The following is a 16,885-nucleotide window of genomic DNA, read 5'->3' on the forward strand; positions in this document are numbered from 1 at the left end:
ATGGACAAGTGGAACCTGATCGTCGACGTGGCCGAGTGCCACAACTGCAACAACTGCGTGCTGTCGGCCAAGGACGAATTCGTCGGCAACGCCTTCGCCGGCTACAGCGCGCCGCATGCGGCCCACGGCCCGGCGGTGATCCGCATCGAGCGCCGCGTGCGCGGCAGCGGCCACCTCAGCGATGTCGCCTACCTGCCGCGCCTGTGCAACCACTGCGACGACGGCCCCTGCCTGAAGGCCGGGGCCGACGGCGCGGTACGCAAGCGGGAGGACGGCATCGTGATCTTCGACCCGGTGAAGGCCAGGGGCCGGCGCGACCTCGTCGACGCCTGCCCCTATGGCGCCGTGGTGTGGAACGAAGAGCAGCAGTTGCCGCAGACCTGGTTCTTCGACGCCCATCTGCTGGACCAGGGGTGGACCGCGCCACGCGCCGTCACCGCGTGCCCCACGCGTGCGCTGCAGGCCGTGCGTGCCAGCGACGCGGCAATGGCCGAGCGCGCGCAGCGCGACGGCCTGCGCGTGCTGCAGCCCGAACTCGGCACGCGGCCGCATGTGCACTACCGCAACCTGCATCGCATCGACCGCGTGTTCATCGCCGGCAGCGCCGTCGCGAGCGTCGGCGGCCGCACCGAATGTGTGGAGGGCGCCGAGGCCAGCCTGTCGCAAGGCGGGCGCACCGTGGCCCAGACCCGCACCGACGCGTTCGGCGACTTCCGCTTCGACGGCCTCGCGCCCGGCAGCGGCGCGTTCACCCTCACCCTGCACCACGAACAACGCGGCCAGGCGCAGGTGCCGGTGGTGCTAAGCGACCTCTGCGTCACGCTGCCGGACGTAAGGCTGAGTTGACGAGAACCCGATCGGAGCCCGACCGCGCTCCGACCCTTCCATCCCTGCAAGGAGAAACCATGTTCGACGTCCCACTGCTGATCGCCGGGCAATCACGCCCCGCGTCCTCCGGCGCCACCTTCGAGCGCCGCAACCCCTTGTCCGAGACCATCGTCACGCGCGCCGCTGCGGCGACCCCGGCGGACGCGTCCGCGGCCGTCGACGCGGCCGCCGCAGCCTTCCCCGAATGGTCGCGCCAGGGCCCGGGCGCGCGCCGCAGCCTGCTGCTGAAGGCCGCGGCGATCGTCGAGACCAAGACCCCGCAGTTCATCGAAGCGGTGGCCGCGGAAACCGGCGCCAGCGCGATGTGGGGCGGCTTCAACGCGCATCTGGCCGCCGGCATGCTGCAGGAGGCCGCCGCATTGACCACGCAGATCAGCGGCGAGGTCATCCCGTCCGACGTGCCCGGCAGCCTGGCGATGGCCGTGCGCCAGCCGGTCGGCGTCGTGCTCGGCATGGCGCCGTGGAACGCGCCGGTGATCCTGGGCGTGCGCGCCATCGCCACGCCGCTGGCCTGCGGCAACACGGTGGTGCTCAAGGGCTCGGAGCTGTGCCCGCGCACGCACCAGCTGATCGTCGAGTCGCTGCAGGAAGCCGGCATGCCGGCCGGCGTGGTGAACTTCATCACGCACGCACCGGCCGATGCAGGGGAGGTGGTCGAGGCCATGGTCGCCCACCCCGCGGTGCGCCGCGTCAACTTCACCGGCTCGACCCGCGTGGGCCGCATCATCGCGCAGACCTGCGCCAGGCACCTCAAGCCGGTGGTCCTGGAACTGGGCGGCAAGGCCCCGCTGCTCGTGCTGGACGACGCCGACCTCGATGCCGCGGTGAATGCCGCGGCCTTCGGCGCGTTCATGCACTCGGGCCAGATCTGCATGTCGACCGAACGCATCGTCGTCGATGCCAAGGTGGCCGACGCCTTCGTCGACAAGCTCGTGGCCAAGGTCAAGGCGCTGCCGCTCGGCGACCCGCGCGGGCCGGCACCCGTGGTCCTCGGCTCGGTGATCGACATGGCCACCGTGGCGCGCTGCAACGCGCTGATCGACGACGCGCTGGCCAAGGGCGCCACGCTGCTGTGCGGCGGCAAGGCCCAGGACACGCTGTTCCCGGCCACGCTGCTGGATCGCGTGACGCCGGCGATGAAGATCTACGGCGAGGAGTCCTTCGGGCCGGTCAAGGGCATCGTGCGCGTGGAAGGGACCGAAGCCGCGATCGCCTGTGCCAACGACAACGAGTACGGGCTCTCGGCGGCTGTCTTCGGACGCGACGCCGCGCGCGCCCTGGAGGTCGCCCGCCGCATCGACTCGGGCATCTGCCACGTCAACGGCCCGACCGTGCACGACGAGGCGCAGATGCCCTTCGGTGGCGTGAAGGCCAGCGGCATCGGCCGCTTCGGCGGCCGCGCCGGCGTGCACGAGTTCACCGAGCTGCGCTGGCTGACGGTGCAGACCACGCCGCGCCACTACCCCTTCTGATCCAACGACCGAGGACACTCATGAGCTTCGAGTTCAAGCCCAACGTGCGCTACCGCATGCCCGTGATGTTCGGCCCGGCCCCCGGGCCGCGGCAGAAGGGCAACGGCGTGCCCTGGGGAGCCGACGAAAGCGGCACGGCGAACGTGCAGTGGGCGACGATCGCCTATCGCTCCGACCCCGCCAGGCTGGAGGCACTGCTGCCGCCCGGCTTCACGCTGACCGAGCCGGTGGTGCATGTGACGCTGGGCTTCTTCCGCGACCTGTACTGGCTCGCCGGCCGTGGCTACGGCATCGTCAACGTCGAGCTGCCCGTCGTGTGCACCGGGCGCGACCAGCGCATCGAAGGCGGCCTGTGCCTCGTGCTGTGGGAGGGGCGGCCGGACGCCATCACCACCGGCCGCGAGGAACTGGGCTTCCCGAAGTTGTATGCCGACATCCCGGACGTGCGGCTCGATGCCGACAGCGGCCGCATCGGCGGCCGCGCGTCGTGGTTCGAGCACACCTTCTTCGAGATGCAGATGCAGGGGCTGAAGGAGGTCGAGGTCGCGCCGCAGGACCGCCGCCTGCTCGGTCCGAAAGGCGGTCCGATCTTCTACAAGTACATGCCGCGCACCGGCCCCTTCGGCAGCGGCGGCTGCGACGTGTCGTACGTGACCTGCCCGCACCCGCTGCCCGGCGAGGAACGCAGCCCCCAGACGATCACGTTCGGCCAGGCCCGCTACCGGAAGTGGCGCGCCACCTCGGGGTCGGTGCAGTGGCACCGCGCCACCTTCGAGCAGTTGCCCACGACCTACCACGTGGTCAACGGCGTCGCCGACCTGCCGATCGTGGAGTACCTCAGCGCGGAGATGATCGACTTCAGCGCCCCGGGCATCGCGGTGGCCACCAACGGGCTGCGCGTGCTGGAGATGACCTGAACGTTAGGACGCGCCCAGGCGCGTCGCGAACGCGGCCTTGTCGGTGACGCCGAGCTTCACGTAGGCCGAACGCAGGTGATGCCGCACGGTCGCCGGTGACAGGCCCAGCGCCGTCGCCACCTCGCGGTAGGAGTTGCCGGCGGCGAACGCGTTGGCGACGTCACGCTCGCGGCGGGTGAGCATGTCGCGCGGCTCGCGCCGGCGCATCGACACGACGACGTGGTCGCCGATCCAGTGGATGGCCGCGTGCAGCTGACGGCCGAGAAAATCCGGCTTTCTGGCGACGATGCGCTCGACCAGCGGCGCCGGCAGCCGCGGGCCCGTCCAGCCCGGCCACTCGAGCGTGAGCAGCTCCGTGGCCGACACCTCGCCGACCCTCAGCAGCCCCATCGTGTCGGTCGCCAGCAGTGCCGTGCGTTCCGGATTGCGCTGCAGGGTCAGTTCGTCGGCCAGCGCCATGTCCAGCCCCGCGGCCAGATGCGGCCCGAACAGCTCGAGGGCCTTCAGGTCCCCTGACGAGAAGCGCGGTGTCGCGCGCTTGCGCGCGAGCGAAACGAAGCCGGACACGCCCAACGCTGCATCGACGTCGGCGATGCAGACCGACTGCGCGATTCCCATGTAGTCGGTCAGCGTGGCCGTGCTCGGCTGGGACCGCAGGTCCTTCTGGCTGAAGTAGTGCGCACGCCCCGGATCGGCGACGACGCGCCGCGCCACCACGTTGTCGGGGTCCGACAGGTTCAACCGCTCGGCGATGTCGACCGGCAGGCGATACGGGAACGAACAGTGCACATGGTGCACCCCCTGCCCGAACGAGCCGCGGCCCCACCACGCCGCATCGAACGCGATGTGCCTGGCGAGGACCTCGAGCGCGCGACGCTGGTAGTCGGCGACATCGCCGCATCGCGAGGCGGCGTAAATCTGGCGGATCGTCACGCTCAGCTCGGCAAGGGTCAGGTCACTCATGAAATCCAATGGTGCAGATGGACGATCCCGGCGCGCATCGTGATCACTATGCTCGGCCGCCATCCGCAGGGCAATCGGGCCTTGCACCAGTCTGGAGACAAGGCGATGCCCCTCATCAAGAACGCGTGGTACTGCGCAGCGTGGTCCGAGACCCTCACGCGCCAGCCCATGCAACGCAAGTTCCTCGGCGACACGATCGTGCTGTACCGAACGGAGCGCGGCGATCCGGTGGCGCTGAGCAACCGCTGCCCGCACCGCTTTGCACCGATGCACAAGGGCTGCCTGAAGGGCGACGACATCGAGTGCCCGTACCACGGGCTTCGCTTCGACGCGACCGGTCGCTGCGTCCACAACCCGCACGGCGACGGCCACATTCCGAAGGCCGCGCAGCTGAAGTCCTACCCGCTGTTCGAGCGCGATGGCATCGTGTGGATCTGGATGGGCGACCCGGAGCGCGCAGATCCTGCGACGGTGCTCGACAGCCAGTACACGGCCTTCGTGCGCGATGCGAAGACCTTTGCCGTCGGCTTCGGCGACCTGCAGGTCAAGGCGAACTACCTGCTCGTGATGGACAACCTGCTGGACCTGACGCACGCGCCCTACGTGCATCCCAACACCGTGGGCGGAAGGCCGGAGGACTCGATCCAGGGTGGCATGCACGTCGGTTTCGAGGAAGACGAGCAGAGCGTCACCTCCACCTACTTCGTGCCGGACATGCCGCCCACGCCCCAGCTGCAGCCGCTGTTTCCGCTGCCGGCGGGCGACTTCCGCATCCACATGCGCTGGCAGCCGAGCAGCGCCCTCGCGATGCGCCTGACGATGACGCCGCCCGGCCAGCCCGATGGCAGCGGGGTCGTGCTGCCGCTGCTGCACCTGCTGACGCCGATCGACGAATCCCACACGCACTACTTCTTCGCCCTCGCGCGCAATGTCGCGATCGACGTGCCGGCGGCGCACGAGGCGATGATGGAATTCGCGCGCCGCGCCTTCGAAGAGGAGGACGAGCCAATGATCGCCGCCTGCCAGGAGCAGATGGGCACGACCGACCTGTTCTCGCTGAAGCCGGTGCTGCTGCAGACGGACGTCGCATCGGTGAAGGCGCGGCGACGCGTCGATGCGCTGGTGCAGCAGGAAGGCCGCTGACGGTGGACTTGCTGGAACTGCGGGTCGCACGCCGTCGCCAGGAGGCGGCGGATGTCTGTTCGCTGGAACTGGTCGCGCCTGACAAGCGCCTGCTGCCCGCGTTCACTCCCGGTGCGCACGTCGACGTCCACCTGCGCGGCGGACTGGTGCGCTCCTACTCGCTGTGCGATGCGCCGGGCGAGCACAGGCGCTACCGGATCGCCGTGCTGCGCGAGACGGCCTCGCGCGGCGGATCGGCGGCGGTGCATGCGCTTCGCGAAGGCGACGTGGTGGCCGTCGGTGCACCTCGCAACCACTTCGAGCTTTCGCCTGACGCAGGCCATCACCTGCTGCTGGCCGGCGGCATCGGCATCACACCGCTGCTCGCGATGGCGCACTGGCTGTCGCGGCAGCGGGCATCGTTCGCACTGCACTACAGCGCCAGGTCGCAGGACCGCGCCGCGTTCGTGGGCGAAGTCCGCGAATCGTTCGGCACGCGGGCTCATCTGTACTTCGACGAAGACGGGCCGGATCGGCGTCTCCCGCTGTCGGACGTCCTCGCTCGATGCGATGCGACGACGCATCTGTACGTGTGTGGCCCGGGGGCCTACATCGAGTGGGTGCTGGCGACCGCCCGCGCAGCGGGATGGGCGGAAGCGCGCCTGCATCGTGAACACTTCGCGGCGCCGGTCCGGCCAAGCGACAACACGGATGCGAGCGCCTTCGAAGTGCAGATCGCATCGTCGGGGCTCGTCATTCGAGTGCCGCCAGACCGATCCGTCGCAGACATGCTGCATGCCAGCGGCATCGACTTGCCCCTGTCGTGCGAGCAAGGCATCTGCGGCACCTGCGTCGTCCGCGTGCTCGAAGGCACGCCGGACCACCGCGATGCCTTCCTCACGCCCGCCGAGTGGGCTGCCAATGACCGCTTCACACCCTGCTGCTCGCGGGCACGAACACCGCGGCTGGTGCTGGACCTTTGAGTCGGGCTGGAACGGGTACACGCAAGTCAGCCAGTCGTGGCACCCCAGTCGGTGATGGTTTCCGGTGCCCGGAAAGCTGCCGGTCGCCAGTGACTGGAGTTGGCCGCGTCGGGCCGAAGAGCGGCTCTTGTTCGTCGACCGAAACCTGCCGTTCGCAGGGTCGCCGCGGCAAGAATTTGGAATGCGTCGCGTCGGACGGCTTCTGGCCGGGACCGTGAGGACGTGGAGGCGGCAGGTAGCTGCCGTCGACCGCCCGCTGGTCCGAACGGCTGCTCCATCAGGCCGCGATCAGCTCGAGTCGACCCCTTGCTGCCGGTCAAGTTGAGGCTCCCACGGGCTGCAATGCAGCGGTAGCGGTCCTTGGCCGCCGGGTGGCCGTACGTACGGTACATGCCACCTTGCAGTCGTTCGACCGCGCGAGGCGCGCAGAGCCAAGAGGCCGCTGCTAAGGGTTGGCGTTCCATTCTTGGGTTGCTTGCATCTCTTAGATCGCCTGCTTCCATCAGTCCTGGCGCCGGAAGTGCGACTACCAACTATCGGTGCGCATCAAGCCGGTACGCCAGCAGCTGTCGCATCCCCGCCGCAATGGACACATCGTTTGAATCCCCGAACTCCATGCCCTTGGTGTCCGCAGCCGGAACATCGACTTGCAGGCCCTCCCCCAACCAAGCCATCCCCAACCCGGAATCCATGCGGGCAGTCGCCAATCTCACGGCCGAAGTACCGCCGAGGTCGAATCGGGTTGTGATCAACGCCGCCCCGGCGGTTGCTTCCCCAACCAGCTTTGCCTTGCGTCGCTCGCGCAGAATCTGCGCCAGCGCCTCAGCACCTCCGCCGGTCAGTCGATCGACGAGAACGACGACTGGCACATTTCGCAGCCACTTGTGTGAACCGGCGTCGACGCTCAGGACTGGCTTCTGCTCCCCGCGGCTCGTCACCTTCAGCAATTGAAAGCCAGGCTCGCAGAAGAGTGAAGCAATCTCTATCATGGAATCGAAGCTGCCACCTGGGTTCGTGCGCAGGTCAATCACCAAGCCGGAAGTGTCTGGACCTGCCACAGCATCCAGTCGTTTGAGGAACTCCGCCGCTGCGTTCTCGGCGAAGAAGCTCACCCGCACCCAAGCGTTGTTATCGGGTAGCCGCCTGGCCCGAACCCGAGAAATCTGGATCGCTTCACGGGTGAACGACAGTTCGATGGGGGCGGGCTCCCCTCGGCGCTCCAGTTTGAGCACAAGGTGTGACCCCGCGGCCCCGCGCAGCGCCCGGTACGCGTCGTCAAAGTTCAGAGCGCGCACGTCCAACCCGTCGATCTCGAGGATCCGATCCCCAGGCCTGATGCCTCCTCGGTCGGCGGGGCTGCCCGAGATAGCAGTGACGATAGTCAGCGGCTGGCCGATCGGCTTCGTAGTTGCGAGCTCGAGGCCGATGCCGACGAGTGGCTGTGCAGCCTTTGCGTCCGCGTACTTCTTGGGCGGCACGTAGGAAGACTCCCGGTCAAGCGTCGTTAGCGCTGTCTCGATGCACAGATCGACCGGATCGACTTCGGAGCGGTTAGCTGTGGAACCAAGAACATTTCTGCACGTGGCGACCAGAGCATTCACGTCGATGACGCGGAAATAGTTCTGCTCAACTCGCCGGGCAAAGTCGCGCCAACGCGCGGACTCGGTCATTAACGCGTCGCGTGACTCTGTCGCAGCCGCCGTAACCGCTACGACTAACGACGCCATGGTGAAGGTGTACCGCATGCCGTACTCTACCGAGCCCGAGCCGTATGCCCGAAAGACTCGGTCAGCACCGAGTGACCGTGCCGCCAGCCGGTGCTCGCTGCAGGCCGGATTGGTCATCAGTGTCGGCAGCTTGGAGTGCAGCCGTCATCTGCCTGGTGGGACGGTGAATGGCAGGTTCAAGGCGATTGCTGGTGCTCAAGTCGATGAGCCTGACCGACCGCACTCAGTCTAAGCCTGACCTCGAAGGTCAGCGGCAGGTCTGCAGCGGTTGCAGCCGGTGGCGGTCATCGGGTGAACTCACGGTCACTTGCAACAACCTGACCTTCACTGCCACGGCCGGCAATGCTGTGAGCGTCGGCAAACCGTAGCAACGCCGACGCCCGCGGCGTCATCGCAGGGGCTCTGGCTGTGAACGACCGGTCCCTCTCTACGCGACGGGCTCGACTCGACCCTCAGCTGCCCTTCGCGGCGCTCCAAAGCTGCCCGATAGCCAGACCTCGGCCCAACGCGTTTCGCATCCACGAAGCAGCCACTCGCGGCCACCGGGACCGGCCATGAGCAGGCGTTCGATCTTGCGCCGTAAGCGGGCGTTCGGAACGAATACAGCCGTGCTTCGCGCCTGCGTCGCAATGGTGCGGTGACCTCTGGCCGAAGCGTAGGGTTCGACGGCACTGCAGCAACCCTGAAGACGGCTACGTTGGCAACCTTCGCCTCAGGGGCGCCGCAAGATATCCTGACGCGATGAATACCAATTCCGCGAGCACTCCTGAGGGCTCCGATCTCGGGGCTACAGCCGGCAGCTCAGCCGCGGCTAGCCCCGAGCTCACTGGGGGCGCGGGTTTCACATTCGAGGATGCGGTTGCTGCTGTCTATGCAGCTGCCTTGCTCGGTGAGTCGACGGCGCCGGGGTTGCCAAGCAGGCAGGTGACGCGCCTATCCGTCCAACGTGGGGCGTTGGGCCATCCACTGGACGATCTGATCGTGGAAGCGCAAGGAGCGGACGCAAATCGAATGCGTCTGAGTCTCCAAGTAAAACGCAGTTTGGTGATAAGTCACGCTACCAGCAACACTGACCTCAGAGATGCCGTCCTGCGAGCCTACGCCACCTACGTTGGTTCGCAGTTCAACCTGGATGTCGACCGCGTTGGCGTAGTCACCGGCGAGATTTCGGACGCAAGCAAGCGCAGCTTCGAGACGTTGTGCGAGTGGGCGCGCTCGGAAAGTAATGCGGCCGGACTGGTTGAAAAGCTCCGAGCGGAGGGTGTAGCCGGACAGAAGCAAGCCTATTTCGACGATGTCCGCAGCATTTTGTCGGGCGTCGTCGATGAGCAAGGTCTCGACGAGGCGACCTGGTCGCTGCTGTCGCACTTTGTGCTCATGCGATTCGAGATGCTTCATGAAGGGTCGGTGACGGAAGCGACCACAGTTGCCAGCTTGGCGAATTGTCTGGCGCCGGCCGACGTGCCACGGGCTGACGACTTGTGGCGCCGACTCCTTGCACTGGTGCGGGTGGCAGAGGGTCATGCGGCCTCCTTTGACCGAAAGACGCTTGTTGCCAGGGTCAACGGCGCCGTCAGACTCAAAGGAGCCGCGTCCATGCAGGGCGCGCTGACGGCGTTGGGGGACGAGGCGCGATTGGCTGCGGCGGAGATCGGCAACACGATTGACGGTTACGCCGTCCCGAGAGAGCGGATTGTCCTGAGCATCCGCGAAGCACTGGCGGAGTGCCGTTTCGTCCAGATTGGCGGCTTGCCGGGGACCGGAAAGTCAGCCGTTCTGCGAACGATGGTGCATGAGACGTTGGAGAAGGGCACAGCGCTATTTCTAAAATCCGACCGCCTCACAGGCGCGACTTGGGCTCAGTACGCCACGAACACCGGGATGGGCGGGGCTGTCCTTGAGGACCTGCTGGTCGAGGTGATGGCTGCTGGATCGTCCACTGTCTTCATTGACGGCCTGGACAGAGTGGAGATGCGGTATCGCGGCGTCGTGAAGGACGTGGTCAACACCATGCTGGACTCACCTCTACTTGGCAGTCTGCGGATGCTCGTCACGGTCAGGGACACCGGTATGGAGCACGTGAGGACTTGGCTACCCGTCCGCCTTTTCGCCGCCGGCGCGAAGACGGTGGAGGTCATGGAACTCGAAGAGCAGGAGGCCAAGGCCCTTGCAGTCCAAAGGCCGGCCCTTGAGGACCTCTTGTTCGGGTCTGCCCAGGTCAGGGCGATTGTTCGGCGTCCGTTCTTTGCCAGTGTGCTGGCGAAGCGATACGCCAATGAAACGACAGCCCCAAGGTCCGAAGTCGAATTGGCGACCGCGTGGTGGATCGGTGGAGGCTATGGTGCGGAAGCAGCGCGGGCCTGTCAAAGACGCAGCGCCCTAGTTGAACTCGCGCGGTCCGGGGCCGCAGCACTTGGTCGGCGCATTCCCTCGCTGAACCTTGATCCTCAATCGGTCGCTGAACTCGAGGCAGATGGAATTGTCCGTGACGTCCGAGTCGGACAAACCGTTCGATTTGTTCACGACATCTACTTTGAGTGGGCGTTCCTGCAGCTCCTCGTGTCTGAGGGTCAGCAATGGCTCGGCGTCATTCGTCACGTCGGAGAACCGCCGGTCCTCGGGCGCGTGGTCGAGTTGTTGTCGCAGGCCGAGTTGAAGGAGGGTCAGGATTGGCAAGCAAACCTGGCGCAACTCGAGGCGGCTGCCGGCGTGAGGTCGCAGTGGTTGCGGGCATGGATGCTCGGCCCCTTGGGATTGCCGGACTTTGATAGTCACGAGACGGTCTACAACCAGGCGATGCTCCCGACCGGTTCCAAGCGGGTCTCTAAGCTTGTTGTCTGGTACCAGGCTGAGAAGACAAAGCCGAATCCACTGGCACTGGATGGCGATCGCTTTCCCGGCATCGACCTGGCCCAGCGTCTGCGCTTCGCGGATGCGCTCGCTTTGCCATCCGACATCGCTCAGTGGCGACGCGCGCTGCGGACGCCCAACATCGTTTCGGCATCAGCCCGCGAGGCTCCGGACATCGAAGCAAGCCCTGCTGGCGCCCAGATGCGCAGACGACGTTGGAATCGAGGCCGATGCTACAGTGCTCGCCCCTCATCGCTCCGCCGGGCCAGTCCTTGTCCACCTCGACGTCGAAGTCGGCCGATGCTCCCCTGAAGACCGGTCGTCCCGGCAGCGCGCCGACACTGGCCGACGTGGCGCGCGAAGCGGGAGTCTCCAAGATGGCGGCTTCGGCGGCGCTCAACGGCAACCAGGGTTCGTCGCGCGTCTCGGCTGAGACGCAGGAGCGGGTCATGGCGGCAGCGGCGAGTCTGCGGTACCGACCGAACGCCAATGCGCTTGCCCTTATCCACCGGCGCACCAACGCGATCGGCTTCGTCACCAACCTCATGGGCAAGGTGCCGAACCCGTACTGCATGGAAGTGCTCGATGGCGTCGTCCAGGGCGCGACAGAGGCCGGGCAAACGACCTCAGTCTTCACGCTTGGCAGTTGGGATGAAGCGCCGACGCGCATACCTGCCCTGTGCGACGGGCGCGTCGATGGCCTCGTCGTGCTTGCACCGCGGCTGGAGGACGACGGCGAGACCTGGCTGCCCGAGAACACGCCGATGGTCTCCGTGCATGCCAGTCGGGATTGGCGCATAGGCGGGGTGAACCTGGAGTCCGATGACGAAGCCGGCGCCTACGAGATGGTGCGTCACATGCTCGCCCTGGGACATCGCCGCATCCTGCATGTGGGCGGACCGGCGGGCTACCCGGGGGCCGACCAGCGGGTCGACGGCTACTTCCGGGCGCTTGCCGAGGCAGGCGTGACGCCCCCACCCGACTATGTGCAGCGTGCGTCGTTCAGCGCTGAAGGCGGCGGCGAGGCGATGGAGTCCTGGCTGCAGTGTCACCGCGGCCAACCGCTGCCCGACGCCGTGTTTGGCGGCAATGACGGCATTGCCGCGGGCTGCATGCAGGTGCTGGCAGCGCGTGGGCTGCACATCCCTGCAGACATTTCCATCGTGGGCTTCGACTACACCTTGCTGGCTCGAACGCTGCACATGGCCGCGGTCCGCCAGCCTTTGCATGAGATGGGCCGGCAAGCCGTCGAGGTGCTGATGCATCTCATCGAGGCCACCCGCCGCGGGGAGCCGTATGGGGGGCCGTCCAACATCGTGCTGGCGCCCGAAACCATCTCGGGCGGGACGCTGGCTGAACCCAGGCGCTCGCCGCTCTTCATCGCCTGAATGCGTTCGCTTTTGTCCGCTGCCGTGGCTAGGGTGATCCCTTAGCTTCATCGCCGCCCATCGCCTCTATATTTCGCAAGTGGTCTGACCGCTTTTTGTTTTTGGCGTTCATTTATCGGTACATGACCGTACTGGACTGACCAAATGTTCACTTGCCGTCAGCGGGCCCGCAGAGAGACAACGGGCCATCGTTCAGCCAGAAAAGATCCATCGATGAAGTCCTTGACAACGACCGTGCTCTGCGCACTGGCCCTAGGAGCCGGGGCGAACGCCCAGGCGCAGACCAGCTGCGGCACCGGCGGAGGCGCCACCATCTGCCTCACCGCCACGGGCACGCCCGACAACATCCAGCTGACCTGGGCCGCTGACGGCCCCGTCACCGCGGTGCAGGTCTATCGAGACACCGACAGCGATCCAAACGGCCGTGTCCGGGTCGCCCAGCTCGGCGGCACCATTCGCAGCTACACCGACAGCGGCGTGGCCAGCGCCCGGCCCTACTGGTACTGGGTGAAGTTCACCAACAGCGCCGGCACCTTCACCACCAACCCGGCCACGGCAGCACGCAATTGCACGGCGACCGAGGTGACCCCGTACATGAACCAGGGCGGCGTGTGGACCCCATCCTCCGCCAACTCGGTCGCTCCATGGACCACGATCGGCCTGGGCCCGCAGGCGGCTGACAACGGCAGCTGGTCCTGGAGCGGCACCTGCGGCGCCACCGGCAGCGGGCGCGAGCAGTGGCTGACCATAGGCACCAGCTGCACCGCCAAGGTGACCTTCACCAACAGCTGCGGAGCCCAGACGACGAAGGCCTTCCCCATCACCGTCTCGCAGGGCATGCGCAACATCAGCAGCCTCGAGGCGTCCAAGACGATGTCGCCCGGATGGAACCTGGGCAACACGCTGGAAGCGGTCGAGATCCGGCCGGACCACCTGTGGAAGTGGGGCAGCACGACGTTCAAGGAAACGGACTGGGGCAATCCCATTCCCACGCAGGAGCTGATGAACGCAGTGAAGGCTGCGGGCTTCAAGTTCGTGCGCATCCCCGCGTCCTGGAGCCAGTACGCCAACCGCGACAACATCATCAGCCCGCTGTGGATGAATCACGTCAAGGAGGTGGTGGGCTATGCCCGCAACGCAGGCCTCGACGTGATGATCAACATCCACTGGGACGGGGGGTGGATGTACAACCCGACCTATGCCGCCCAGCCGGCGAGCAACGCCAAGCTGAGGTTGTTCTGGACGCAGATCGCGACGGCCTTCAAGGACTACGACGACCATCTGCTGTTCGCGGCCCAGAACGAGACCGCGATGCCCGACACCTGGGGCACGCCCTCGGCCGAATGGCTGGACGTGCAGAACACCTTCAACCAGGTGTTCGTCGATGCCGTGCGCGACACGGGCGGCAACAACGCGCAGCGCTACCTGATCGCGCCCGCCTACGCCACCAACATCGACATCGCCGACCAGTACTTCGTGATGCCCAGGGACAGCGCCGTCAACAAGCTGTTCGTCGAAGTGCACTTCTACGATCCCTACAAGATGGCGCTGGACGACAAGAGCCCCACCTACACCTGGGGCTCCGGCTCCACCGACCCTGACGGCAAGTGGGCCACCGAGGCGTGGATGGACGGGCAGTTCCAGAAGATGAACACCAACTTCATCGTCAAGAAGGGCACCCCCGTGATCCTGGGCGAGTACGGGGCGATCTCGAAGACCGACCTCGACCCCGCCGGCACGTGGCGCAGGTATTGGGCGCAGTACGTCACCCGCTCGGCCTTTCAGCGCAGCCTGGTGCCGGTGTGGTGGGACGAGGGCGGTGTCGGCAACCACACCGGCGGGCTGATCAATCGCGGCACCCTCACACAGTCCGCCCCCGACGTGATCAGCGCGATCGTCGGCGCCACGAAGTAGCCGGCCTGGAGCCTGTCCTGCCACGGCAAGGCCCTGGCCCCACCGGGGGCCGGGCGCGCCATGCCGGTGCCCGCGGCATTCCGGCGTTCCTGCGACCCCATGCTTTCAGCGTCCATGAGAAGGAGACAGCAAGCGATGAAGAACTGGCTATCCCCCTTGCTGCTGGCGCTCTGCGCCAGTGCCCACGCACAGAGCTGCGGCAGCGGCGGAGGCACCGAGGTGTGCCTGAGCTCGTCCACCACCGCCAACGGGCAGGTCCAGCTCAGCTGGACGGTCGCCGGCAGTGCGGTCAGCCGCATCGAGGTTTACCGCGACATCGATCCCAACCCGAATGGGCGAGTCCGCATCGCAGTGCCTCCGGTCGGGACACTGGCGTACACGGATGACAGCGCCACCGTGGGCACCTCGTACTGGTACTGGATCAAGTTCTTCAACGCTGCCGGCAGCTTCAACTCGGGCGCCTCCGCGGTGATGTCGGGCAGCGCCTGCGTACCCAGCACGGTCACGCCCTACCTCAATCTCAACGGCACCAACAGCTGGTCCGCCAAGGCTTCGGCTTCGCTCAACGCCGGCTCGCGCGTTCTTCTGGGCCCGCAGCCGATCACGGGCAACTGGTCATGGAGCGGCTGCGACACTTCGGGCACGTCGCGTGAGCAGACGCTCAAGCTCAGTGGCAGCTGCACCGCCACGGCGGTCTACACCAACAGCTGCGGTGCCAGGACGCCGCAGGCCTATACCTTCACGGTGTGGCCGGCTCCCACGGCCAACACCGCCAAGTTCATCATGGTCGACCAGTTCGGCTACCTGCCGACCATGAAGAAGGTGGCCGTGCTGCGCTACCCGCGCGTGGGTTACGACGCCGGCCAGTACTACCAGCCGGGCCGGCTGCAGGTCGTGAACTCGGCCACCGGAGCCGTGGTCCTCGACAACCTTTCTGCGCAGCCCTGGAAGAACGGGCAGATCGACCAGTTGGCGAACGATGGCGGCTGGTCGGGTGACCAGGCGTGGACGGTCGATTTCAGCCAGATCACGGCACCGGGTACCTACGAGCTCGTCGACGTCGCGTCCAACCAGCGTTCGGCCCGCTTCGAGATTGGCGACAACATCTACCGCAATGTGCTGATCCAGGCGGTACGCATGTTCTATTACCAGCGTGCCGGCCAGGACAAGAACGCGGCCCAGGCGGGCGCCGGCTGGGCTGACGTGGCGAGCCATTTGAAGGCGGGCCAGGACACGCAGGCGCGGCGCTGGTACGACAAGAACAACGCCGGCACTTCGCGCAACATGCGCGGCGGCTGGTTCGACGCCGGCGACTACAACAAGTACACCCCCTGGACCGCAAGCTACGTCCAGGAACTGCTGGACGCCTACATCCAGTACCCCTCGGCCTGGACGGACGACTTCAACCTGCCCGAATCCGGCAACGGAGTGCCTGACCTGCTCGACGAAGTGAAGTGGGGCATGGACTGGCTGGTGCGCATGCAGAACCCGGACGGCTCCGTGCAGTCCATCCTCGGCATCGGCCATGCCAGCCCGCCCTCGGCCGCCACCGACCCGAGCTACTACGGCGAACCGAATACCGTTTCCGCGCTGGGCGCGGCCGCGGCCTTCGCGCATGGAGCCAAGGTCTACAGCGGCCTGAACAGCATGGCGATGAAGGCTTACGGAGCCGACCTGCTCGATCGGGCCAGGCGAGCCTGGGCATGGGCCGAGCAGAACCCCAGAACCATCTTCGTCAACAACGACGCCAGCGTGGGCACGCAGGGCCTCGGATCCGGCAAGCAGGACAGCGAGGACGACGGCGCTCGCCGCGAGGGCAAGCTGGTCGCCGCGATCAAGCTGTTCGGCGCCACCGGTGAGGACGTCTATCGCCAGTACGTCGACGCCCACTACCAGGAGGCGCCGATGTTCAGCCAGTGGTACGTCTCGGGCTTCAATGCCGGCATCACGCGCAACCTGCTGTACTACGCCGGCCAGCCGACCGCGACCGCCAGCGTCCGGGACGCCATCCGCTCGCGCTTCCTCGACATGTGGGGCCGTGCCGACTATGACGGATGGGGCGCCATCGAATCCGAGCGCAGTCCCTACCGGGCCCGCATGGGCCAGTACACCTGGGGCAGCACTGGCGCGATTGCCGGTTCAGGCACCTTGTTCACGGAAGAGTCCTACTACGGCATCAGCCGGCACACGCCGGACCAGGTCTCCAACGCTGCGGCCGACTACCTGCACTACCTGCATGGCGTGAACCCGCTGGGCAAGGTCTACCTGACCAACATGACCAGCTTCGGCGCGGAGAACTCCGTGAACGAGATCTTCCATACCTGGTTCTTCCATGGCAACGCCAAGTGGGGCAGCGTGGCGACGTCCACCTACGGCCCTCCACCGGGCTTCCTCACCGGCGGGCCGAACTACGGCCAGTGGGATTGGGACGAGCGCTGCCCTGGTGTCGACAGCCTCTGCGGCGACGCGCGGCCGACCCCGCCTTACGGCCAGCCGCCTCAGAAGTCCTACAAGGACTTCAACGACGGATGGCCGCTGAACTCCTGGCCGATCAGCGAGCCCTCCAATGGCTATCAAGTCAACTACATCCGACTGCTGGCCCGCTTTGTGAAGTGACGCGCGGGCCCCTCGAAACCACACCGCGCAACCTGGACCGGCCAC

General features: G+C 66.6%; 11 protein-coding genes. 9 read left to right on the plus strand and 2 right to left on the minus strand.

Annotated features, from left to right (window positions below; genetic code table 11):
* The 3 genes from ACS5PM_RS19550 to ACS5PM_RS19560 are packed head-to-tail and all read left to right on the plus strand — an operon-like array spanning window position 1 to window position 3,277.
* Window positions 1-846 carry a 4Fe-4S dicluster domain-containing protein gene (locus ACS5PM_RS19550; protein WP_439389347.1) on the plus strand — a complete coding sequence of 282 codons (846 nt, stop codon included), beginning with the start codon at window positions 1-3 and terminating at the stop codon, window positions 844-846.
* A gap of 59 nt (window positions 847-905) precedes the next feature.
* Entirely contained in the window at window positions 906-2,360 is a 1,455-nt protein-coding gene (locus tag ACS5PM_RS19555) for an aldehyde dehydrogenase (protein WP_439389348.1), read from the plus strand.
* A 20-nt stretch (window positions 2,361-2,380) separates the two neighbouring features.
* Window positions 2,381-3,277, plus strand: a complete 897-nt coding sequence (locus tag ACS5PM_RS19560; RefSeq protein ID WP_439389349.1) for an acetoacetate decarboxylase family protein — start codon at window positions 2,381-2,383, stop codon at window positions 3,275-3,277.
* Between the two features lie 3 nt (window positions 3,278-3,280).
* Here the strand turns inward: ACS5PM_RS19560 and ACS5PM_RS19565 are convergent, their stop codons facing one another.
* A complete protein-coding gene (locus tag ACS5PM_RS19565) occupies window positions 3,281-4,240 on the minus strand; it encodes a helix-turn-helix transcriptional regulator (RefSeq protein ID WP_439389350.1) in 960 nt (319 codons plus the stop codon).
* A gap of 105 nt (window positions 4,241-4,345) precedes the next feature.
* Here ACS5PM_RS19565 and ACS5PM_RS19570 point away from each other — a divergent pair, with 105 nt between their 5' ends.
* Together ACS5PM_RS19570 and ACS5PM_RS19575 are read left to right on the plus strand one after the other, a co-directional pair.
* Complete coding sequence (locus tag ACS5PM_RS19570; RefSeq protein ID WP_439389351.1) at window positions 4,346-5,383, plus strand: Rieske 2Fe-2S domain-containing protein; 1,038 nt, start codon at window positions 4,346-4,348, stop codon at window positions 5,381-5,383.
* Window positions 5,384-5,385: 2 nt separating this feature from the next.
* Window positions 5,386-6,345: a PDR/VanB family oxidoreductase gene (locus ACS5PM_RS19575; protein ID WP_439389352.1), complete on the plus strand. Its 960-nt coding sequence runs from the start codon at window positions 5,386-5,388 to the stop codon at window positions 6,343-6,345.
* Between the two features lie 533 nt (window positions 6,346-6,878).
* On the opposite strand, the gene ACS5PM_RS19580 is transcribed toward ACS5PM_RS19575, so the two are convergent.
* Window positions 6,879-8,189: a S41 family peptidase gene (locus ACS5PM_RS19580; protein ID WP_439389353.1), complete on the minus strand. Its 1,311-nt coding sequence runs from the start codon at window positions 8,187-8,189 to the stop codon at window positions 6,879-6,881.
* Window positions 8,190-9,083: 894 nt separating this feature from the next.
* On the opposite strand from ACS5PM_RS19580, the gene ACS5PM_RS19585 reads away from it, so the two are divergent.
* The 4 genes from ACS5PM_RS19585 (at window position 9,084) to ACS5PM_RS19600 (ending at window position 16,840) form a co-directional block, all read left to right on the plus strand.
* Complete coding sequence (locus tag ACS5PM_RS19585) at window positions 9,084-11,234, plus strand: hypothetical protein (RefSeq protein ID WP_439389354.1); 2,151 nt, start codon at window positions 9,084-9,086, stop codon at window positions 11,232-11,234.
* Window positions 11,153-12,310, plus strand: coding sequence for a LacI family DNA-binding transcriptional regulator (locus tag ACS5PM_RS19590; protein WP_439389355.1), 1,158 nt, complete (start codon window positions 11,153-11,155; stop codon window positions 12,308-12,310). Before ACS5PM_RS19585 ends, ACS5PM_RS19590 begins: the two co-directional genes overlap by 82 nt.
* Window positions 12,311-12,523: 213 nt before the next feature.
* On the plus strand, window positions 12,524-14,224 hold the full coding sequence (locus tag ACS5PM_RS19595) for a glycoside hydrolase family 5 protein (protein ID WP_439389356.1): 1,701 nt from the start codon (window positions 12,524-12,526) through the stop codon (window positions 14,222-14,224).
* Window positions 14,225-14,359: 135 nt separating this feature from the next.
* A complete protein-coding gene (locus ACS5PM_RS19600) occupies window positions 14,360-16,840 on the plus strand; it encodes a glycoside hydrolase family 9 protein (RefSeq protein WP_439389357.1) in 2,481 nt (826 codons plus the stop codon).
* Window positions 16,841-16,885 lie beyond the last annotated feature (45 nt).

Source organism: Ideonella flava, assembly GCF_051857595.1.
Lineage (GTDB): Bacteria > Pseudomonadota > Gammaproteobacteria > Burkholderiales > Burkholderiaceae_C > Ideonella.